Here is a 19,845-nt window from a genome sequence, read left to right on the forward strand (position 1 = left end):
GGTGGGTGGGTGGCGGGGCCCGCTCGGCCGGCCCCGGGCGGGTCCTGCGCCCGGGGCCGGCCGGGCGGTCAGCCGACCGGGTCCTTCTCGGCGGCGACAGCCGCGGGCGAGCTCGGCCGCGGCTCCGGGATCCGCGCGACCGAGCGCTTGGCGGCCTCGAACATCCCGGACACCCGCCGGCGCTCCTCGTCGGACTGGCCGGTGACCGCCGAGACGACGAGGAAGACGGCCAGGTTGACGGCGAAGCCGATGATGCCGCCGGTGATGCTGCCCAGGACGCGGATGTCGTCGGGGTAGACCAGCGTGAGGACGCCGGCGACGACGAAGCCGGACACCATGCCGGAGATGGCGCCGTACTTGTTGCCACCGCGCCAGAAGATGCCCAGGAACAGCGGCACACCGAGCTGGACGATGCCCTGGTAGGAGATCTGCGCGAGCAGCTGCAGCCGGTCCATGCTGAACGTCAGGTAGGCGACGACCCCCGCCAGCGCCATGAAGACGACCATGCTGGTCTTGGCGATCGCGGTGAGCTGGTTGTCGGAGAACGTGCGCTTCCCGCTGTTGACGATGTCGTTGGCGATCTGCAGCCCGCAGACCTGGACGGCGCCGTCGATGTGTCCCATCGACGCGGCGAAGACGATGACCACCGCCAGGCCCAGCAGCCACGTCCCGCCGAACTGGTCGAGCAGCGTGAACCAGCCGTTCTGCGGGTCCTCGAGCACCTCCGGGATCCTCGTGCCGGCGATGCCGACCAGCATGAGGAGCGTGTAGAAGACACCGGAGATGAGGATCGTCCGGATCGTCCCGGCCTTCACCGAGCGCACGCCCGAGGCGGTGTAGATCCGCTGGAAGCTGGTCGGCCAGCACAGCGAGCCGACGACGCCGGTGAAGATCAGGCTGAAGATGTACCAGGGCCCGTAGTCCCCGCCGTCGCCCGGCATCCGCAGCATCTCGTCACCGACGCGGCCCAGGTCCGCGAAGCTGATCGGCGAGCCGCCGATGCCGGTTAGCATCACCACGCACACGATGGCGGCGACGACGTAGGCGACGACGCCCTGGAACATGTCGGTCATGATCAGACCGCGCATGCCCATCTTCACCGTCCAGAACTGACGGACGACGATCACGGCCAACCCGATGACCAGGCACGCGGTGACCGACCAGGCCCCGCCACTCGCGATCTCGAAGAGGCTGCCGAGAGCCTGCATCCCGAGGACGACCCACGGGAACAGCGAGACGACACCGATGATGCTGGCGACGAGCTTCACGCCCGGGGACCCGAATCGCATGCCGAGCAGATCCGGCTGGGTGCGCAGGTTGAACCGGGCACCCCACCGCCAGGCCCGGGTCGCCATCAGGTACATGAACGTGACGCCGAGGGTGGAGTAGGCCAGCCCGTAGAGGCCGAAGACGCCGGCACCGGCGGCCAGGCCGAAGAAGGCGATGAAGGTGGAGCCCGGCCACCAGGAGTTGACGTACGACATGGCCACGTACCAGGGGCCGTAGCTGCGCCCGCCGACCGCGTACTCGTTGAAGCTGGGCTTCGTCGTCTGCTGCGTGGCGTAGAGGATGACGATGACGATGCCGTAGAACACCGCCAGCATGCCGAGCATGGTGATCATGCCGCGCTCCCCTCGGCCCGGGCCGGGGCGACGGCGGGGACCGGCTCGATCTCCTCGTCGAGCTCGCCCCGGATGTCCTCGATCGCGTACTTGGCCCACAGGGCCAGGCCGATGACCGCCGCGTCGGCGATCCAGTAGAAGATGCTGAAGGGCATCCCCAGCACGCTCGCCCGGATCCCGCTGGCCGCCAGGTACAGCGGCGGGAACAGGGCCATGAGCAGGGTGATGCCGTAGATCACGCCGAAGGTCGTCTGGATGGCCGACGACGGCAGGCTTCTGATGAAGGACTTCACGGTCCACCTCGTGGTCGTACGCACCGGGCGACCGTCCGCGGACGGCCGCGACCGTGACGGGAGGCCACGGCACCCGGCGGGAACTGGAGTTGCAGGACACCTGCCGGGGATGGCGCGCGGGCCCTCGTCGGCGCCGGCCCGTACTCCCTGGGGCAGTGCCCAGAGACTGCGGGCAGACCATTACTGGTGCAGCGGTCGCTCTTTACGAACGCGTAAAAGGTCCGTCGGTCCGGGAACCCCCCGCGTCGGAGGTCGTTGACCGCACGCGTCCGGCCGGGTTGCTCGTCTGCACCGTCAGGCGGGTCCGGTCGGCGCGGAACAGGTCGATGGAGTACTCGAACGGAGCCCCGTCGGCGTCGTGGGCGGTCCGGGTCAGCGTGAGCAGCGGATCCCCGTCGGAGAGTCCGAGGAGCGCGGCGACCTGGGGTGGCGCGGCCGCCGCCTCGATCGTCTCCTCCACCCGCCCGACGACCACGCCGAACCGCGTCTCGAACAGGTCGTACATCGAGCCCTGCAGGTCGCACTCGATGAGCGCGGGGAAGCGCCGCGAGCTGACGTACATCCGCTCCAGCGAGAGGCTGTCGCCGTCGGCGAACCGGACCCGCAGGATGGACGCGACGAGGTCACCGGCCCCCAGCGCTAGGAACTCGGCCACCGGGGGCGGCGGGAGCTCGAGGACGGCGGCGACGACGCGGGTCCCGGTGCTGAAGCCCTGGGACTTGAGCATGTCCGGGACGCTGTTGACCCGGTTGAGGCTGCGCTGCACCTTGCGGCTGGAGCCCGGGACCGCCACCTGCTCCGGTCCCCGGAGGCTCGTGTCCACGCCGTTGAGGAAGGCCCCGCCGGCGCGGCCCTGCACCCTGCGGACGACCCCCCGCGCCTCCAGGTCGGCGAGTGCCTTGCGCACCGTGGCCCGCGACGCACCGAGCCGCGCCGCCAACTCCCGCTCGGAGGGCAGCTTCGCGTGCGCCCGCGCGGCGAGGTCCTCGGCGAGCCGCACGATCGCCCGGTGGACCTGTTCGTAGGTCACGGTCTGGCTCCTCCGCCGGTGGTCGTGAGGCGCGATCCTCCCGCGCGCCGCGCGTCCGCGGCGCCGGGCGGGCGGACCTTAACGGCGAAGTAACCGCAGACCACCGCGACCAGAAATGGTCCCGAGCGAACCTCTCGGTGTCCGCGGGCCGGACCACTCCGCCCGCACGAGGACCCATCCCCTCCCCCTGGACGGTCGACTCCGTGCACCCGCCGCTCACCTGCACCGCCGTCGAGCTCCGCCAGGGGTTCGCCGCGGGGACCACCACCCCGCTGGAGGCCCTCGAGGCGACCCTCGCCCAGCTCGAGGCGGTGAACGACGAGGTCAACGCCGTCGTGGCCGTCGACCCCGGGCGCGCGACGGGGGCCGCCGAGGAGTCGGCGCGCCGGTGGGCCGCAGGAACGCCCCTCTCGGTGCTCGACGGCGTCCCCGTGACGGTCAAGGACAGCGTCCGGACCGCCGGGATGCCGTGGCGCCACGGGACCGCGCCCAACGACGGGCTGCCCGACGACGACGTGGACGCGCCGCCGGCAGCTCGGCTGCGGGAGGCCGGAGCGGTGATCGTGGGCAAGACCACCATGCCCGACTTCGGGATGCTCGCCTCGGGGGTCAGCTCCCTGTACGGGGTCGTCCGCAACCCCTGGGACCTCGCCGCCAGCCCGGGCGGGTCGAGCGCCGGCGCCGGTGCCTCCCTGGCCGCCGGCATCGGCTGGGCTGCGGTGGGCTCCGACATCGCCGGGTCGGTCCGGTTGCCGGCCGGGCACTGCGGTCTGGTCGCGCTCAAGCCGACCCAGGGCCGCATCCCGCACCTGCCCTCGAGCACCGTGCGCTCGGCCGGCCCGATGGCACGGACCGTCGGCGACCTCGAGGACCTCTACTCGGTCATCAGCCGGCCCGACCCGCGCGACGAGCTGTCCCTGCCGCGCGAGGAGGCCGTTCCCGGCCGGGACCCGCTGGCCGACGCGACCGTGCGGGGGTCCCGGGTCGGGCTCCTCCTCGACATGGGCTACGGGTACCGGGCGGTCGACGCGGTCACCGACGTCGTCCGGCGGGCCGCCGACACCCTCGCCGCGGCGGGGGCGTCGATCGAGCTCGTGCCGCCGCCGTTCGACGAGGACCCCTACCCGGCTCTCGACGCGCTGTTCCAGGTCCGCGCCCGCACCGAGTGGGAGGCCTTCGACGCCGCCGGGCGCGACCGGGTGCTCCCCGAGCTCGCCGCCTGGTCGGCGGCGGCCGACCGGCTGTCGGCCACGGACCTCGAGCGGGCGACACACGCGGTCGCCCGCTCCCGGGACCGGATCGCCCGGCACCTCGCCCGCTACGACGTCGTCCTGGCGCCGGTCCTCCCCGTCGTGTCCTTCCCGGCCGAGAGCGTCGGGCTCGACCCGGACCAGCCGCTGGCCCACTGCGCGTACACGTGCTGGTTCAACCAGACCGGCCAACCGGCGGCGGCGCTCTGCTTCGGCATGGCCGAGGGCCACCCGGTCGGCGTCCAGGTCGTGGGCCGGCGCTTCGCCGACCGCCGGGTGCTGGCCGTGACCCGCCGGCTGGAGGCCCACCGCGGCTTCACCCCCGACTGGCCGCTCGTCCCCCGCGCCAGCGCCGTGCCGGCGTCCGCCTGAGCCGCCCGCTCACCGCCCCCCGGAGGAGACGCACATGACGACCACCCTCGACGCCGGGCTGATCCTGCCGGCGCCCCCGACGATGGCCAGCCCCAGCTGGTGGGGAGCCGACTCCGAGCGCCACCGGGTCGCCCCCGGCCCGGACGGGCCGCGGGCCGCCTTCGTCAAGGTCATGCGGCCGGCGGCGACCGCCTACGTCGACCTGCCCACGACCTTCCGTGCCGCGGTGGCCGCCGGCCGGGCGGGGCTCGGCCCGGCGGTGGTCGAGGCCTCCGTGCCGGCGCGGACCCTCGTCACGGAGGACCTGACCGGTCGCGCGAAGACGGCCACCCTCGACGACTTCCTCGACGCCGGCCTCGTCCACCGGTACCTGTCCCTGCGTCGCGACGTCCGGTCGCTGGAGGTCCCGGGAGCGCGGCGGGCCACCGTCTTCGACGACGTCCGCAGCCTCACCGCCCTCGCCCGGGCGCACGGCACGGTGCTCCCCGGTGACGTCCCGTGGATGCTGCGCGTCCTCGAGGACGTCGAGCGGCGGATCGTCGCGACCGGCTTCGACACCGCCTTCTGTCACGGGGACGGCAACGTCTCCAACGTGCTGGTGGACCGGTCCGGCCGCCCGCTGCTGGTGGACTGGGACAGCGCCGCCGTCATGGACCCGCTGCAGGACGTCGGCGTGGCCCTGGCCGAGCTCGCGCCGTCCGACGACGACGCGCGGGAGCTGTTCGAGTCGGCCTGGGGCACGTGGGACGCCGCCCTGTTCGACCGGGCCCGCGTCTACGGCGCCGCCGACTGCGTCCGGTGGGGGCTGCTCGGCGCCTACGTGGACAGCGTCGACCCCGGGACCTTCGAGTACTCGAAGTTCTCCGACTGGCAGTTCCTGCGGGCCCGCTGGGCGCTGGCCGCCCCCGTTCTCGACGACCGACTGCGCAACCTCTGAGGAGGACGGCATGACCACCATCGACCAGGCAGCTCCCGTCGCCGTGCCCGCGACGCCGGATCCCGAGCCGACCCCGGAGGCCGAGGGGCTCGACGCGGTGCGCCGCGCCGTGCGCGCCGTCCCCGGCTGGCACGGCCGCCGGTTCACCGCGACCCCGGTGTTCGGTGGGCTGCAGAACAGCAACTGGCGGGTCCGCTTCGACGACGAGGAGCGGCAGTACTTCGTCAAGCTCCCGGGTGCGGGCACCGAGACGTTCATCGACCGCGGCAACGCCCACACCGCCGGGGTGCTGGCCGCCCGGGCGGGCATCAGCCCGGAGATCGTCGCCTTCCAGCCGGAGACCGGTGTCGAGATCGTCGAGTTCCTCGACGGCTACCGGGCCTGCACGAACGGCGACATGAAGTCCTGGGACATCGCGCAGGGCGTCTCGTCGCTGTTCAGGACGTTCCACACGGTCGGCGCGCTGCCGGTCACCAAGACCGTCTTCGACATGATCGACGAGCACCTCGAGCAGGTGCGAGAGCTCGGCGTCGTGCTCCCGTCGACGGCGCCGGCCCTCCTCCGCGAGGCACGGGCCGCACGGACGGCCCTGGAGGCGTCGGGGCTGGACGTGGTCCCGTGCCACAACGACCCGATGCCGGGGAACTTCCTGACCTCGCCGCACGGGCCGATGAAGCTCATCGACTTCGAGTTCTCCTCGAACAACGAGCGCGCCTACGACCTGGCCCTCGTGCTGGCCGAGTTCTTCTACGACGAGGCCCGGGCCATGGCGTGCATCGAGGACTTCTACGGGACGGCGTCCTGGGACGTGGTGTCCCGGGTCCGCGTGTGCGTCGCACTCGCCGACGTCAAGTGGGGCCTGTGGGGCTGCGTCAACCAGCAGCTCAACGACAGCTGGGACTTCGACTACCACAAGTACGGCACCTGGAAGCTCGCCCGCGCCCGCGCGGTGATGGCCGACCCCCGCTGGCCGCAGTGGCTGGCCGCTCTGTGACCACCCGCCGCACCCCGCCGCCCGCCCCCCACGAGCCCCGGAAGGCCCGTCCATGACCTCCACGATCCTCGACGGCAACAGCTTCTCCCCCACCGACGCCGACCTGCTGTCCGCCGCGGACAGCGACCTGGTGGCCCGCCGGCAGCGGGTGCTGGGCCCCAGCTACCGGCTCTTCTACCGCCGCCCGCTGCACCTTGTCCGCGGCGCCGGGACACGGGTGTGGGACGCCGAGGGGCGGGAGTACCTCGACGCCTACAACAACGTGGCGAGCATCGGGCACGCCCACCCGGCCGTCGTGGAGGCGGTCGAGCGGCAGATGCGGACGCTCAACACCCACTCGCGGTACCTCCAGCGCGGCATCCTCGACTACGCCGAGCAGCTGCTGGCCACGTTCCCCGCCGCGCTGGACACGGTGATGTTCACCAACAGCGGGTCGGAGGCCAACGACCTGGCCCTCCGGGTCGCCCGCCACGCCACCGGTGGGACCGGGGTCGTCGTGACGGCGGAGGCCTACCACGGCACGACCGCGCTGGTCGCCGAGGTCTCCCCCGCGATGGGCAGGGACCACCCGCTCGGACCCTCGACCGCCGTCGTCCCGGCGCCGGACGCCTACCGGCTCGGTGGCGGGGACCAGCTGGGCGCCTGGTTCGCCGCACAGATCACCGCCGCCTTCGACGGGCTGCGCAGCCGTGGGATCCGGCCGGCGGCGTTCCTCGCCGACACGATCTTCGCCTCCGACGGGGTCCTCTCCGACCCCGCCGTCCTCGCGCCGGCGGTCCGGGCCGTCCACGCGGCGGGCGCCCTGTTCATCGCCGACGAGGTGCAGCCGGGGTTCGCGCGGACCGGCGCCGCCTTCTGGGGCTTCGCCCGGCACGGCGTGCTGCCCGACCTGGTGACCCTGGGCAAGCCGATGGGCAACGGCATCCCGGTGGCGGCGATGGTGGGCCGGCGGGAGTCCGTCGGCCGGTTCGGCGCAGAGGTGCCCTACTTCAACACCTTCGGCGGCAGCTCGGTCCCGATCGCGGCCGCGCAGGTGGTGCTCGACGTCATCCAGGGTGAGGGCCTCGCCGCCCGGTCGGAGGAGCTGGGCGAGGTCGTCCGCAGCGGCGTGCGCGCGGTGGCCGAGCGGCAGACCGCCATCGGCGACGTCCGCGGGGCGGGCCTGTTCCTCGGTGTCGAGATCGTGGCCGACCGCGAGGCCCGGACGCCGGACAGCACGCTGGCGCTCGCCGTCGTCAACACCCTGCGCGACCTGGGGGTGCTCGTCTCGGTCGCCGGGCCGCACAACAACGTCCTCAAGATCCGCCCGCTGCTCACCTACAGCGACTCCGACGTCGCGCTGCTGCTGGAGCGCCTCGACGAGGCACTGACGCTCTGCGCGGCGACGGTCGCCCGGTGAGCCTCCCCGCCGGGGTGCTCTGGGACCTCGACGGCACCATCGTCGACACCGAGCCGTACTTCACCGACGCCGTGACCGGGCTGGTGACCGCGGCCGGAGGCGTCCTGACCGACGAGGACCACGTCGCCCTCGTGGGGGCGAACCTGTGGGACATGGCCGCGATCGCGATCGCGGCCGGCGCCCGCGACAGGGCCCCCGCGATCGTCGCGGACGTGCTCACCGACGTGCAGCGACGACTGGCCACGGGGATCCCGTGGCGGCCCGGAGCGCTGGAGCTCCTGGCGGCGGTCCGGGCCGCCGGCATCCCCACCGGCCTGGTGACGATGTCCTTCCGCACCGTCGCCGACGCCGTGGTCGCGAACATCCCCTTCGACGCGTTCGACGTCGTGGTCACCGGTGACGAGGTCGCCCGGGGCAAGCCGGACCCCGAGGCCTACCTCCGGGCCGCGCAGCTCCTCGGTGTCGACATCACCCGCTGCGTCGTCCTCGAGGACTCACCGCCGGGCGTGGCCGCCGGGGTCGCGGCCGGCGCGGCCGTCGTGGCGGTGCCCTTCTACGTCGACCTGCCGGCGAGCGAGGACCACACGACGTGGGACACGCTCGTGGGGAAGGACGTGTCGTCCCTCGTCGAGGTCGCCGACCGCGGACCGGGACGCGGTCCCGGTCCCGGGCGGCCGCTCGAGAGGGCGGGCCGGGACGGCGCGACCGCCGAGCCGGCGGCGTCGGGTCGGTGACCACCGTGGCCCGCCCTGGACGACGCCTCGCGGCTGCCCGACCCACCGGCGGGCTCGTTCCGGCGTCGGCCCGCGCCGAGATCCGATGTGCCCGGCGGGTCAGGTGACCGACCGGCAGCGGGAGCGCAGCGTGGCGACGCCGTCCCCGTGCAGCTCGTCGCAGTAGCCGGCCCGCCCGGCCATCGCCATGGTCAGGGCCAGGGTGGTGCCGGCGACGAGGGGACCCGACCCGACGGCGAGCGGCCCGTCGACGGCGGCCAGCCGCAGACCCGCGATCCGCCGCTTGCCGGGGACCACGAGGTCGGAGCCCGCGTAGTACTCCGCCACCGCGGCGACCGCCTCGACCGGCTGACGTCGGCGCAGGCCGAGCGGTCGCCGGATGTCCTCCCCGTGCACGACGGCCTCGCCGAGCATGGCGACGGTCGGCAGGGGCGGCTTGGTGGTGCTGCCGACCACGCGCCGGAAGCGGGCCAGTGTCTCGGCCGGCGTCCTCCCGAGCTGCTCGGCCAGCCGGTCGGCCACCTGCCGGTCGAAGTCGAACCGGGCGCGGACGACGCCCGCCATCCACCGCACCGGGTCCAGCGTCGCGGCCGCGGTGAGGTGGGCGAGCACCTCGCGCACCTCAGTCCCTCACACAGCGAGGGGGTGGCCCACTGCTCGTCGCCCAGGTCCGCCAGATCGTCCGCCAGGGCGGCGCGCTCGGCGGAGACCAGCGCCCACGCGTCCGCGCCGCGGAGCCGGCGCGGTGCCTCGGGGGTCCTCGTCACGGTGCGCGGGCCTCAGCTGACCCGCTGCCGCAGGTGGACGTCGACCTGCTCGCCGGCTCGGGCCTTCCCGATGAGCTCGCACAGCGCCGACCGCAGCGGCAGCCAGTGCGGACCCCGGCCCGAGGGCATGAGCGTGGCCTCGAACGGATGACCGTCGAGGGTGCCGGTGACCTTGACGGCGCGACGCGTGCCGAGCAGCTCGTGGGAGTCCGCGAGCTCCAGGTAGGTCGGGAAGGCGCCGTCCTCCTGGATGGCCGCGGTGAACGAGGCGTCCAGCAGCTCGGCGTTCGTCGTGTGGCCCATCAGGTCGATCTCCTCGGTCGGCCGGTGTCGGTCATGGGGTGGACGGCGTCGACCGGTGGAACTCATCGCTCGGCCGCTGCCCGGGACCGGTCACGCGGGCCCGGCCGCTGCGCGCGGTCCTCTCCCGGCGCACCGACCAGCTGTTCGACGCCCTCGTGGGCCACGAGGACCACGATGGCGTGCCCGGCAACCGCCCGGCGTGGCCGCGAACCGCCCGGACGGTCGGGGGTGGGGGCCAGGATGCCGGGCCATGAAGTACGTGATGACCTACCGCGCGGTCGAGGACTTCCTGCCCCTGGCCCAGCAGCACGGCCCGGCGCACGTGGCCCGGCTGCACGAGTTCCGCGACCGCGGCGTGCTGCTCATGGTCGGCACCTTCGACGAGCCGATGAACGGCGAGGCGATGGGGGTGTTCACCACGCGCGAGGCGGCGGAGGAGTTCATCGCCGGCGACCCGTTCGTGCGGAACGGGGTGGTCGCGAGCTGGACGGTGCGGCCGTGGAACGAGGTCCTGCAGCCCTGAGCCCTCACCCGGGAGGGTGAGCGGAGCCCGTCCGGGCACCGTCCAGCCTGCACCCGGGTACCGGACCTGCCGTTGGGAGGGCGTCGGTTCCTTCGGGCGGAGGTGAGCGCGGTGCGGGTGTCGTTCCTGGTGTACGGCGTGCTCTACGTCCTCGTCGAGATCGTCGGGCACCAGCTCGAGACCATCGGGTGGCCGCAGCTGACCCCGCTGGACGTCGCCACCGCGGTGGCCAACGCCTGCCTGACCGTGGCCGTGGGCATCGCCGTCCTCGTCGGGGTCGACGTCGGCGGCCGGCGCTGGCGGCGCGCCGTCCGGGAGTGCCGCGAGGAGCGGGAGCGGGCGGCCGAGCAGTACTGGGCCGAGCAGCCGCCGATCGAGGTCCCGTCCTGGCGTGCGGAGCCCCTGGCGCTGCCCGTGGGCGCTCCGTCGTCCCCGGTCCGCGACCCGGACTACTCGGGGGCGCCGTCGTCCGGCCGCGCCTTCCCGGAGGAACCCGGCCGCCTGCTCTGAGCCGGCTGCGCGGTGTCGTCGCCGACCTCGCCGCACCGCGCGGGGACGGCGCACCCACGGCGCGGAGGGTCGCCGGGCGGTCCCCGGCCGTCGGGCTCAGCCGAGCAGGGCGACCGCCCACGGGTCGAGGGTGTGGGCGGCGACGGCGTCCGCGGCGGCCTCGCCGATCGACTGCGCCAGCGCCTGCACGTCGGCCGGCGCGCTCAGCACCCAGCCGGCCGCCGCCATGCGCTCGGCGAGGTCGGCCTCGAGGTCGGCCTCGGCGAGGTCCTCGATGTCGCGGAGGGCGAAGGCGGTGGTGGGGAGCGGGGCGGCGGTCATGGCGGGAGTCCGTTCCTCGGTGGTCGACGCCGGGTCCGTCCCGGCACCGAGGACTCTCCGGGGCGCGCCGCAGGCTCCCCACGAGGGAGTCGCACGATTCCCGCAAGACCCGGCTGGAACTCCCCGGCGGCTGCCCCCTCCCCCGCGAGCGCCCTTCGGCGGCTATGGTCGTCGGCGTCGGGAAGGCCCTGCGCTATGGCAGGACCCCGATGCACCACCTCAGCTAGGAGCGAGCAATGCCCGAAGGAACTGTCAAGTGGTTCAACGCGGAGAAGGGGTTCGGCTTCGCCACCCCTGACGGTGGCGGACCGGATGTGTTCGTCCACTACTCGGCCATCCAGACCAGCGGGTACCGCTCGCTCGACGAAGGCCAGCGGATCTCGTTCGACATCGAGCAGGGCCAGAAGGGCCCGCAGGCGGCGAACGTCAACCCGCTCTGATCTCCTGATCAGTCGCAGCGCCCCCGTCCGGTTCGCCGGGCGGGGGCGCTGTCGCGTCCGGGGTCAGCGTGCCCGCGGCACGTAGCCGCCGATGAGCGCCGACATCAGCAGCGCCCCGTCGTCGGGCCCGACGGCGGCCGCGGCGTCGGCGAACGCCCGCCAGCGGGCGCGCTCGACGTCGCTGGGGGCCTTCTCCGCCCGCGCGGCGAGCTGTTCGAGCAGCCGGTCCCACTCCCCCTGCGGCGTCGGCCACAGCCCGGTGAGCCGGCGGGCCTCCGGGGAGATGCCGGTGAACCGCACGATCTCCCCGGCGTAGTTGGTCAGCGCCTCGACGTAGCCGGACGAGACCAGCGCCCGCGCCGCCGCGACGACCTCCGGCTTGGGCAGCCCGCTGGCCGGCACCACCTGCCCCAGGTACGGGGCGCCGCCGTACCTCGGCTCGTCCACCAGCCGGGCGATCGCTCGCAGCACCGGCAGGTCGCGGGTGAACCAGACGTCGGGCAGGGGCGTGTCCAGCGAGCTCACCGGCCCAGTCTCCGCCGGACACGGCGGCGCCCCGCCACCCGGGGTCACGGGGTGGCGGGGCGCCGGGCCCTTCCTCAGTCGCGGGCACCCGTCAGTTCGGGGCGCAGGGCCAGGACGACGCCGAGTGCGGCGTAGCCGACGAGCAGGTGACCGGCGGCGACGTAGGGCGACAGGGTCGGGAGGGCCTGGGCGATCGGGATGTTCACCGGCGCCCAGCTCTCGGCACCGAGCGGCCAGAAGCGGGCGGCGCCCGTCCAGCGGCCCGCGATCGCGATCCGGATGCCGATGAGGAACATGCCGATCATCGAGATGGGCCAGAAGGCGTCGAGCGCGAGGAACCAGGGCTCCTCGTAGTACTGCGGGATGAGCGCGTAGAGCACGGTGGAGACCATCGCCAGGCCGAGCAGCACGTGTTCGGTGTGGAGGAGGAATCGGGCGAGCTTGCCGGTGCCGATGGCGCCGGTGCGCAGCTGCACGGTCACGAGGGCGACGAGGCCGATCTGGAACAGCAGCCCCGACATCTCGTAGACGACGTTCTGCCAGCCGGGTTCGCCGTTGAAGCCGAAGGCCAGGATGCAGCCGGCCCAGGCCGACGACCCCACGGCGACCGCGATGCCGGCCCGGCGGACCGCCCGGGTGGACGCCGTCCGGGGCGTGGGGGTGCTCGGGACCGCGGCGGTGTCGGTGCGGGCCGGCGCGGGCGTCGTGCTGAGGGACATCGGGTCTCCCTGGTCGTGGTCGCGGTGCCCTGTGCACCGCCTGGGAGAACCGTCTCGGGGCGCCGTCCCGGGCAGCCAGGGCGCGGCGCCCTCGATCCGGTCCCCGTCGTCGTCCCGGGCGACACGGGACGCCTGCCTCGTGACGGCCGGGACGCCGGCAGGCGAGGATCTCGCGCGTGCAGGCAGGAGTCCCGGTCGCCGGGTCGACCCCCACGGCGCCGGAGCCCCCTCCCGCGCCGCGACCGGAGCGCCCGCACGAGGGCCCGACGGCGAGGCTGCGACTGCTCGGCCGACTGCTCGTCACCGTCACGGTGGTGGCCGCGGTCGGCGCCACCGTCCTCGACGTGCTGACCCCGGCCACCGCTCGCGAGGCCGCCCATGCCACACCGGGCTGGATCATCGGGCTGCCGGCCGTCGGGCTCGCGGTGCCCGCCGCCCTCCTCCTGCGGCGCGTGCCGGGCAACGCCGTCTCCTGGGTGGTGGGGGGCACCGGCCTGCTGTGGGCCCTGGACGGCGTCGCGCAGTCCTGGCTGACGTTCGCGCTGCAGTACGACCCGCCGCTGCCCGGTGCCACGGCGTCCTTCTGGTTCGTGAACCGCTTCGGTGCCTGGCTGCTGCTCGGGCTGCCCCTGCTGCTCCTGCTCTACCCCGACGGGAGGCTGCCGGCCGGGCGCTGGCGCCCCGTGGCCGTGCTCAGCCTGGCGTCCACCGCGCTGCTGCCGACGCTGCTGCTGGTGGTGCCGTCGCAGATCGCCGACGCCCGCGCCGGCTCGGAGACCCCCGCGATCTACCGCTCGCTGGACCTCGACCCCACCAGCCTGCCGCTGCCCGAGGCCGTCGCCCTGCCGCTGCTGCAGCTGGCCTTCCCCGCGGCCCTGCTGGGCGTGGTCGTCCCGGTCGCGGCCGTCGTCTCCCGGTACCGGCGGGCCGGCGGCGAGGAGCGGCGGCGGATGCGGTGGCTGCTGTGGGCGGCCGTCGTCGACCTGCTGGTGATGGTCACGACGATGTTCGTCCCCGGCGACGAGGCGTCGTTCGCCCTCTCCGTGGCGGTCACGCTGACCGGCGCCGCGATCGCCGTCGGCGTCCTGCGTCCCCAGGCGGTGGACGTCGACCGGCTGCTCGGCGGCACCCTCGTCTACGGCGGGCTGGCCATCGCCGTCGTCCTGCTCGACCTGGCGGTGATCGCCGCCGCCGGCGCGCTGCTCGGGGACCGGCTCGGCGACCGGGACGCCACCCTGCTGGCCCTGCTCGTCGTCACCGGGCTCTACGTGCCGCTGCGCGCGCAGGCGTGGCGGCTGGTGCGGCGCTGGGTGCTGGGCGAGCGGGAGGACCCCTACCGCGTCGTCTCGGGCCTGGCCGAGCGGCTCGAGCGCACCGACGGCGCCGAGGAGCAGCTCATGGCGGTCGCGGCCGGCATCGCCGAGGCCTTCCGCTCGCCGTACGTGGGGGTCGAGGTCGACCAGCCCGGGGGGCAGCAGCTGCTGGCGGAGTCCGGCCTGCACCCGGCCGCGGTGCAGTCGCTGCCGATCGCCTACCGCGGCGAGGAGGTGGGCCGGCTGCTGCTCCCGCGGGACGGCGTCCGCGCGCAGCTGGTCAACCGGGACGAGCGGTTGCTCGCCGACGTCGTCCGGCAGGCCGCGGCGGCGGCGCGGGCCAGCGCGCTGGCCGCCGAGCTGCAGGCCAGCCGCGAGCAGCTGGTCGCCGCGCGGGAGGAGGAGCGCCGCCGGCTGCGCCGCGACCTGCACGACGGGCTGGGGCCCTCGCTGGGTGCCGTGGTCCTGCGCATCGACACCGCGCGCAACCTGGCCGCGTCCCGCCCCGAGGACGCCGACCGGCTGCTGCGCCAGGCTCGGGACGACGTCTCCGCGGCGCTGGGCGACGTCCGCCGGCTGGTGCACGACCTGCGCCCGCCCGCACTCGACGACCTGGGCCTGGCCGGCGCGGTGCGCCAGCAGGCCGAGCGGCTGCTGGCCCCGCGGGTCGCCGTCACCGTGGACGCCGGGGAGCTCGCCGACCTGCCCGCGGCGGTCGAGGTGGCCGCCTACCGGATCGCCTCCGAGGCGCTGGCCAACGTCGCCAGGCACGCGTCGGCGACCGCGGTGAGGGTGTCCCTGGCCTGCGACGGCGACGGCGCGCTGGTCGTCACCGTCGCCGACGACGGCGTCGGCATCGACCCGGCCGCGCCGGCCGGCGTCGGGCTGGTGTCGTTGCGGGAGCGCGCCGCGGAGCTCGGCGGCCGCTGCTCGGTGAGCTGCCCACCGGAGGGTGGCACGGTGGTGCGGGCGGTGCTGCCCGCGGACGGAGGGAGGTCCCGTGGCTGAGCCGGAGGAACCGCTGCGGATCGCCGTGGTGGACGACCACCCGGTCTACCGCGACGGGCTGGCGGTGCTGCTCGGCTCGGTGCCGGGGCTGACCGTCGTGGGCACCGCCGCCGACGGCGCCGCGGCGGTGGAACTGGCCCGCGAGGAGCAGCCCGACGTCGTGGTGATGGACGTCCAGATGCCGGTCCTCGACGGGATCGAGGCCACCCGGCGGATCACCGCCGAGTCGCCGTCCGTGGGCGTCGTGGTGCTGACCATGAGCGAGGACGACGGCACCGTCTTCGCCGCGGTCCGCGCCGGGGCCCGCGGCTACCTGCTCAAGGGCGCCGACCAGGAGGAGGTGGTCCGCGCGATCACCACGGTGGCCGGCGGCGGGGCGGTGTTCGGCGCGGCGCTGGCCCGCCGGATCGCGGAGTTCTTCGCGGCTGGGCCGGCCGGCCCGGAGACGGCGTTCCCCCAGCTGACCGCGCGCGAGCGGGAGGTGCTCGACCTGGTCGCGGCCGGGCGGTCCAACGCGCAGATCGCCGCGGCGCTGTACCTGTCGCCGAAGACGGTGCGCAACAACGTCTCCAACGTGCTGACCAAGCTGCAGGTCACCGACCGGGCGCAGGCGATCGTGCGGGCGCGGGAGGCCGGGCTGGGCCGCTGACCGGCGCTTTCAGGCGTCGTACGGTGGAGCGCATGACGACGTCCGCGGAGAACCAGCCGAAGGTCACCAAGAGCGACGAGGAGTGGCGGGCGCAGCTGTCCCCGGAGGAGTACGCCGTCCTCCGCCAGGCCGGCACCGAGCGGCCCTGGACCGGTGAGTACGTCGACACCAAGACGCAGGGCGTCTACACCTGCCGGGCGTGCGGGGCGGAGCTGTTCCGCTCCGAGACGAAGTTCGACTCGCACTGCGGCTGGCCGTCGTTCTACGAGCCGACGACCGCCGACAACGTGGTCCTGCGCGAGGACCGCAGCCACGGGATGGTCCGCACCGAGGTCCTCTGCGGCACCTGCCACAGCCACCTGGGCCACGTCTTCGAGGACGCCCCGCAGACCCCCACCGGCGACCGCTACTGCATCAACAGCGTGTCGATCCGACTCGAGCCCGCCCAGTCCTGACCCGCGATCATGGAGTCCGGGAAGCGACTCGCCCCGCGTCGACGGGGTGTCCCTTCCCGAACTCCATGATCGTCGCGGGAGGTCTCAGGGGAGGTCGGCGACGAGCTCGGCGACCGGCTTGCGGACGCCGGTGTAGAACGGCACCTCCTCGCGGACGTGCCGCCGCGCCGCCGAGGCCCGCAGCTCGCGCATGAGGTCGACGATGCGGTGCAGCTCGTCGGCCTCGAAGGCCAGCATCCACTCGTAGTCGCCCAGCGCGAACGAGGCGACGGTGTTGGCGCGCACGTCCGGGAAGCCACGGGCCATCTGCCCGTGCTCGGCGAGCATCGCCCGGCGCTCCTCGTCGGGCAGCAGGTACCACTCGTAGGACCGGACGAACGGGTAGACGCAGACGTAGCGGCGCGGCTCCTCGTCGGCGAGGAAGGCCGGGATGTGGCTGCGGTTGAACTCCGCCGGCCGGTGCAGCGCCAGCTGCGACCACACCGGCTCCAGGTGCCGGCCCAGCGCCGTGCGGCGCAGCCGGGTGTAGGCCTCCTGCAGCGCCTCCGCCGACGGCGCGTGCCACCAGACCATGAGGTCGGCGTCGGCCCGCAGGCCGCTCACGTCGTAGGTCCCGCGGACGACGACGTCCTTGCCGGCCAGCTCCGCGACGAGCTCGACCACCTCGTCGGCGACGCGCTGCCGCCCCTCGTCGCCCAGCGGGCGGGCCAGCCGGAACACCGACCACATCGTGTAGCGGATGGTCGCGTTGAGGTCGTTGGCCCGCTTGCCGATGCTGCGCTGGTCGGTCTGCTCGCTCATGCGCCCATTCTCGCGCGCGGGCTCCGGACGCCGGTTGCGCGGGTGGGGAGACTGCGCGCATGCAGCAGGACGGGGACGGGCGGCCGCCTCCCGTCGTCCTGCTCATGGCCGAGCACGGCGGGGCGTTCCTCTGGGACCGCTCCCCCGGCGGCGTCGGCGAGGTCGAGCCGGGGACGCTGGGCATCTCCGCGGAGCTGACCGCCCGGCTGACCGGCTGGAACGAGCGGTACGCGGAGCACGCGGCCCGGTGGGACTGGGGCCCGCCCCCGCCCGAGCACCGTGCCGACGACGAGGTCGAGTGGGCGGCGTGGACCCGCGACGGGCTGCACCTGGCCTCCGCGCTGCAGCACGAGCTCGACGCGCTGGGGCACGACGTCGTCGTCCTGTACCGGGAGGACGGCGACGAGCGGCCGGTCGCCGAGCGGCGCGGACCCTGAGGGTCAGCCCAGCGCGTCGAGGGCGTGGTACGCGTCGCGGATGCAGGCGGGCACGCCCACGCCGCGGAACGCCGCGCCCGCGACCGCCAGCCCGGGCACGTCGCTCACCGCGGCCCGGACGGCGTCCACCCGGTCGGCGTGCCCGACGAGGTACTGCGGCAGCCCGCCGCCCCAGCGCACCAGCCGCGTGGCCACCGGCTCCGGGCGGGACAGTCCCAGGAGGTCGGCGACGTCGGCCACCACGGCCGCGGTGAGGTCCTCGTCGGTGCGCTGCAGCTCCGACTCGTCGCGGAACCGGCCGACCGACGAGCGCACGAGCAGGTGCTCCCCCGCCAGGTGGGGCCACTTCGCCGACGACACCGTGACGCCCTTGACCAGCCGGCCGGTCACCGGCGGCACGAGCAGGCCCGACCCGGCGGCGACCTCCTGCGCGGGGAAGGCCATCGCGACCACGGCCATCGACGCGTACGGGATGCCCTGCAGCGGCTCCACCGCGGCCGGCGCCACCTGCCCGAGCAGCCGCGCGGCCTTGGGCGCCGGGGCGGTGACGAGCACGGCGTCCGCGGTCAGCCGCTGGGGGGCCGCGACCGGGCCGACCGACAGCTCGAACCCGGTGGCCGTCCGCGTGAGCGCGTGCGCGGGGGTCCGCAGCCGGACGTCGGCCCGCGCGGCGGCCACCAGCGCGTCGGGGAGCCCGCCGATGCCGTCGGACACGGTCACGAACACCGGCCCGTCGGCGTCGAACCGGCTGCGCGCGCCGGCGTCCCGGGCGGCGGCGGCCGCGGCCAGCACCGAGCCCTGGCGCGGGAGGTGCGCGGCGAGGGCGGGCATCGTGGCGGTCAGGGACAGCTCGTCGGCCCGCCCCGCGTACACCCCGCCGAGCAGCGGCTCGACCAGCCGGTCGACCACCTCGTCGCCGAGCCGCTCGCGCAGCAGCGCCCCCACCGCCACGTCGCCGTCCAGGGTCAGCGGCGGCAGCTGCGCCTCGCCGGCCACCCGGGCCACGCCGTCCGGCGTCAGCACCCCGTCGAGCCCGTCGGCCGAGGCGGGGACGCCGAGGACCGTCCCGGCCGGCAGGGGGAAGCGCCCGTCGGGCAGGACGACGGCCGCCTGCGTCGTGGCCGGGGCGACCAGCCGGTCGGCGAGACCCAGGCGCTCCACCAGCTGCACCGCCTCGGGCACCCGGGCGAGCATCGCCTCGGGGCCGGTGTCGTACCAGTGTCCGGCCAGCTCGACGCGGCCCAGCTTGCCGCCGACCCGGTCGCCGGCCTCGAGCACGACGATCTCGTCGTCGGGGCGCCGGCGACGCCACTCGAACGCCGCGGCCAGGCCGGTGATCCCGGCGCCGACGACGACCAGCCGGCTCATCGGACGGTCAGCTCGTGGACCAGCTCGACGACGTGGGTGAGCACGCCCGGGTCGGTCTCCGGCAGGACGCCGTGACCGAGGTTGAACACGTGCCCGCGGGCGGCCCGGCCCTGCTCGACGACCCGGCGCACCTCCCGGTCGACGGTCCCCCGGTCGGCCAGCAGGACGGCGGGGTCGAGGTTGCCCTGCAGGGAGCGCTGCGGCCCCACCCGGCGAGCCGCCTCGTCCAGCGGCACCCGCCAGTCCACGCCGACGACGTCGGCGCCGGCGTCCCCGATGAGCGCCAGCAGCTCCCCGGTGCCGACGCCGAAGTGGATCCGCGGGACGTCGCGGTCGCCGAGCCCGTCGAACACGGCGCGCGAGTGCGGCAGGACCCGCTCGGCGTAGTCGGCGGCCGAGAGCACGCCGGCCCAGGAGTCGAACAGCTGGACGGCGGAGGCGCCGGCGTCGACCTGGGCGCGGAGGAACGTCGCCGCAGAGACCGCCAGCCGGTCCAGCAGGCGGGTCCAGGCCTCCGGCTCGGCGTACATGAACGCCTTGGTGCGGGCGTGCTCCTTCGACGGCCCGCCCTCGATCAGGTAGGTCGCCAGGGTGAACGGCGCGCCGGCGAAGCCGATGAGCGGGGTCGACCCCAGCTCGGCGACCAGACGGCGCACCGCCGTCTCGAGGAAGGCCAGCCGCTCGGGCTCCAGCGGCGGGAGCGCGTCGACGTCGGCGACGGTGCGTACCGGGGAGGCGACGACCGGGCCGACCCCGGGCTTGATCTCGATGTCGATCCCGGCCACCACCAGCGGCAGCACGATGTCGGAGAACAGGATGGCGGCGTCCACCCCGTGCCGGCGCACCGGCTGCAGGGTGATCTCGGTGACCAGGTCGGGGTCCTGGCAGGCCTCGAGCATGCGGGTGCCGGCCCGCAGCGCCCGGTACTCCGGCAGCGACCGCCCCGCCTGGCGCATGAACCAGACCGGGGTCCGGGACACCGGCAGGCCGCGGGCGGCCCTGACCAGGTCCGAGTCGGCGGGGAGGGTCCGGGGGTCGCCAGCGCGGGTCACGACCGTCCATCCTCCCAGAACGG

At 74.8% G+C, this 19,845-nt stretch carries 23 protein-coding genes; 12 read left to right on the plus strand and 11 right to left on the minus strand.

All coding sequences use genetic code 11. The annotated features are described in order from the left end of the window. Window positions 1-68: 68 nt before the first annotated feature. The 3 genes from ACI79I_RS12320 to ACI79I_RS12330 all read right to left on the minus strand — a co-directional run bounded on the left by ACI79I_RS12320 (window position 69) and on the right by ACI79I_RS12330 (window position 2,945). Window positions 69-1,622 (minus strand): sodium:solute symporter family protein, encoded by a 1,554-nt coding sequence (locus ACI79I_RS12320; RefSeq protein WP_456992626.1) that lies wholly within the window; start codon window positions 1,620-1,622, stop codon window positions 69-71. Next, a complete protein-coding gene (locus tag ACI79I_RS12325) occupies window positions 1,619-1,915 on the minus strand; it encodes a hypothetical protein (RefSeq protein WP_456992627.1) in 297 nt (98 codons plus the stop codon). The genes ACI79I_RS12320 and ACI79I_RS12325 overlap by 4 nt, the downstream gene beginning before the upstream one ends. A gap of 202 nt (window positions 1,916-2,117) precedes the next feature. Beyond that, complete coding sequence (locus tag ACI79I_RS12330) at window positions 2,118-2,945, minus strand: GntR family transcriptional regulator (protein ID WP_456992628.1); 828 nt, start codon at window positions 2,943-2,945, stop codon at window positions 2,118-2,120. 203 nt (window positions 2,946-3,148) lie between these two features. On the opposite strand from ACI79I_RS12330, the gene ACI79I_RS12335 reads away from it, so the two are divergent. From ACI79I_RS12335 to ACI79I_RS12355, 5 genes are read left to right on the plus strand one after another with little or no spacing between them, the layout of a single operon-like run. Then, the gene (locus ACI79I_RS12335; RefSeq protein WP_456992629.1) at window positions 3,149-4,567 is read left to right on the plus strand and encodes an amidase; all 1,419 of its coding nucleotides are present in this window, start codon (window positions 3,149-3,151) and stop codon (window positions 4,565-4,567) included. Between the two features lie 34 nt (window positions 4,568-4,601). Then, window positions 4,602-5,504, plus strand: coding sequence for a phosphotransferase family protein (locus ACI79I_RS12340; protein WP_456992630.1), 903 nt, complete (start codon window positions 4,602-4,604; stop codon window positions 5,502-5,504). 10 nt (window positions 5,505-5,514) lie between these two features. After that, window positions 5,515-6,498 carry a phosphotransferase gene (locus ACI79I_RS12345; RefSeq protein WP_456992631.1) on the plus strand — a complete coding sequence of 328 codons (984 nt, stop codon included), beginning with the start codon at window positions 5,515-5,517 and terminating at the stop codon, window positions 6,496-6,498. A 52-nt stretch (window positions 6,499-6,550) separates the two neighbouring features. Further along, entirely contained in the window at window positions 6,551-7,897 is a 1,347-nt protein-coding gene (locus ACI79I_RS12350) for an aspartate aminotransferase family protein (RefSeq protein WP_456992632.1), read from the plus strand. Further along, entirely contained in the window at window positions 7,894-8,631 is a 738-nt protein-coding gene (locus ACI79I_RS12355) for an HAD family hydrolase (protein ID WP_456992633.1), read from the plus strand. Before ACI79I_RS12350 ends, ACI79I_RS12355 begins: the two co-directional genes overlap by 4 nt. Before the next feature lie 99 nt (window positions 8,632-8,730). Here the strand turns inward: ACI79I_RS12355 and ACI79I_RS12360 are convergent, their stop codons facing one another. Together ACI79I_RS12360 and ACI79I_RS12365 are read right to left on the minus strand one after the other, a co-directional pair. Beyond that, complete coding sequence (locus tag ACI79I_RS12360) at window positions 8,731-9,252, minus strand: maleylpyruvate isomerase family mycothiol-dependent enzyme (RefSeq protein ID WP_456992634.1); 522 nt, start codon at window positions 9,250-9,252, stop codon at window positions 8,731-8,733. Between the two features lie 158 nt (window positions 9,253-9,410). Then, window positions 9,411-9,701 carry a DUF1905 domain-containing protein gene (locus ACI79I_RS12365; RefSeq protein ID WP_456992635.1) on the minus strand — a complete coding sequence of 97 codons (291 nt, stop codon included), beginning with the start codon at window positions 9,699-9,701 and terminating at the stop codon, window positions 9,411-9,413. A gap of 250 nt (window positions 9,702-9,951) precedes the next feature. On the opposite strand from ACI79I_RS12365, the gene ACI79I_RS12370 reads away from it, so the two are divergent. Both ACI79I_RS12370 and ACI79I_RS12375 read left to right on the plus strand, forming a co-directional pair. After that, a complete protein-coding gene (locus tag ACI79I_RS12370; protein WP_456992636.1) occupies window positions 9,952-10,224 on the plus strand; it encodes a YciI family protein in 273 nt (90 codons plus the stop codon). A 111-nt stretch (window positions 10,225-10,335) separates the two neighbouring features. Beyond that, window positions 10,336-10,734, plus strand: a complete 399-nt coding sequence (locus tag ACI79I_RS12375; protein WP_456992637.1) for a hypothetical protein — start codon at window positions 10,336-10,338, stop codon at window positions 10,732-10,734. Between the two features lie 96 nt (window positions 10,735-10,830). On the opposite strand, the gene ACI79I_RS12380 is transcribed toward ACI79I_RS12375, so the two are convergent. Further along, complete coding sequence (locus ACI79I_RS12380) at window positions 10,831-11,055, minus strand: hypothetical protein (RefSeq protein WP_456992638.1); 225 nt, start codon at window positions 11,053-11,055, stop codon at window positions 10,831-10,833. A 236-nt stretch (window positions 11,056-11,291) separates the two neighbouring features. Here ACI79I_RS12380 and ACI79I_RS12385 point away from each other — a divergent pair, with 236 nt between their 5' ends. Next, window positions 11,292-11,495: a cold-shock protein gene (locus tag ACI79I_RS12385; RefSeq protein ID WP_012948038.1), complete on the plus strand. Its 204-nt coding sequence runs from the start codon at window positions 11,292-11,294 to the stop codon at window positions 11,493-11,495. Window positions 11,496-11,558: 63 nt separating this feature from the next. Here the strand turns inward: ACI79I_RS12385 and ACI79I_RS12390 are convergent, their stop codons facing one another. Next, window positions 11,559-12,020: a hypothetical protein gene (locus ACI79I_RS12390; protein ID WP_456992639.1), complete on the minus strand. Its 462-nt coding sequence runs from the start codon at window positions 12,018-12,020 to the stop codon at window positions 11,559-11,561. Between the two features lie 74 nt (window positions 12,021-12,094). Next, entirely contained in the window at window positions 12,095-12,739 is a 645-nt protein-coding gene (locus ACI79I_RS12395; RefSeq protein WP_456992640.1) for a hypothetical protein, read from the minus strand. Between the two features lie 176 nt (window positions 12,740-12,915). On the opposite strand from ACI79I_RS12395, the gene ACI79I_RS12400 reads away from it, so the two are divergent. Genes ACI79I_RS12400 through msrB form a run of 3 tightly spaced genes read left to right on the plus strand, consistent with a single transcriptional unit; the run spans window position 12,916 to window position 16,164 of the window. Continuing rightward, window positions 12,916-15,060, plus strand: a complete 2,145-nt coding sequence (locus ACI79I_RS12400; RefSeq protein WP_456992641.1) for a histidine kinase — start codon at window positions 12,916-12,918, stop codon at window positions 15,058-15,060. After that, on the plus strand, window positions 15,053-15,709 hold the full coding sequence (locus ACI79I_RS12405) for a response regulator (protein ID WP_456992642.1): 657 nt from the start codon (window positions 15,053-15,055) through the stop codon (window positions 15,707-15,709). Before ACI79I_RS12400 ends, ACI79I_RS12405 begins: the two co-directional genes overlap by 8 nt. A gap of 32 nt (window positions 15,710-15,741) precedes the next feature. Further along, window positions 15,742-16,164 (plus strand): peptide-methionine (R)-S-oxide reductase MsrB, encoded by a 423-nt coding sequence (gene msrB / locus ACI79I_RS12410; RefSeq protein WP_456992643.1) that lies wholly within the window; start codon window positions 15,742-15,744, stop codon window positions 16,162-16,164. Window positions 16,165-16,248: 84 nt separating this feature from the next. Here msrB and hemQ read toward each other — a convergent pair whose 3' ends face one another. Further along, entirely contained in the window at window positions 16,249-16,965 is a 717-nt protein-coding gene (gene hemQ, locus ACI79I_RS12415; RefSeq protein WP_456992644.1) for a hydrogen peroxide-dependent heme synthase, read from the minus strand. Window positions 16,966-17,024: 59 nt separating this feature from the next. On the opposite strand from hemQ, the gene ACI79I_RS12420 reads away from it, so the two are divergent. Then, window positions 17,025-17,402, plus strand: coding sequence for a hypothetical protein (locus tag ACI79I_RS12420; protein ID WP_456992645.1), 378 nt, complete (start codon window positions 17,025-17,027; stop codon window positions 17,400-17,402). A gap of 3 nt (window positions 17,403-17,405) precedes the next feature. Here ACI79I_RS12420 and hemG read toward each other — a convergent pair whose 3' ends face one another. Both hemG and hemE read right to left on the minus strand, forming a co-directional pair. After that, the gene (gene hemG, locus ACI79I_RS12425; protein ID WP_456992646.1) at window positions 17,406-18,770 is read right to left on the minus strand and encodes a protoporphyrinogen oxidase; all 1,365 of its coding nucleotides are present in this window, start codon (window positions 18,768-18,770) and stop codon (window positions 17,406-17,408) included. After that, entirely contained in the window at window positions 18,767-19,822 is a 1,056-nt protein-coding gene (gene hemE, locus ACI79I_RS12430; protein WP_456992647.1) for a uroporphyrinogen decarboxylase, read from the minus strand. Before hemE ends, hemG begins: the two co-directional genes overlap by 4 nt. Window positions 19,823-19,845: the final 23 nt, after the last annotated feature.

Source organism: Geodermatophilus sp. SYSU D01105 (assembly GCF_054050095.1).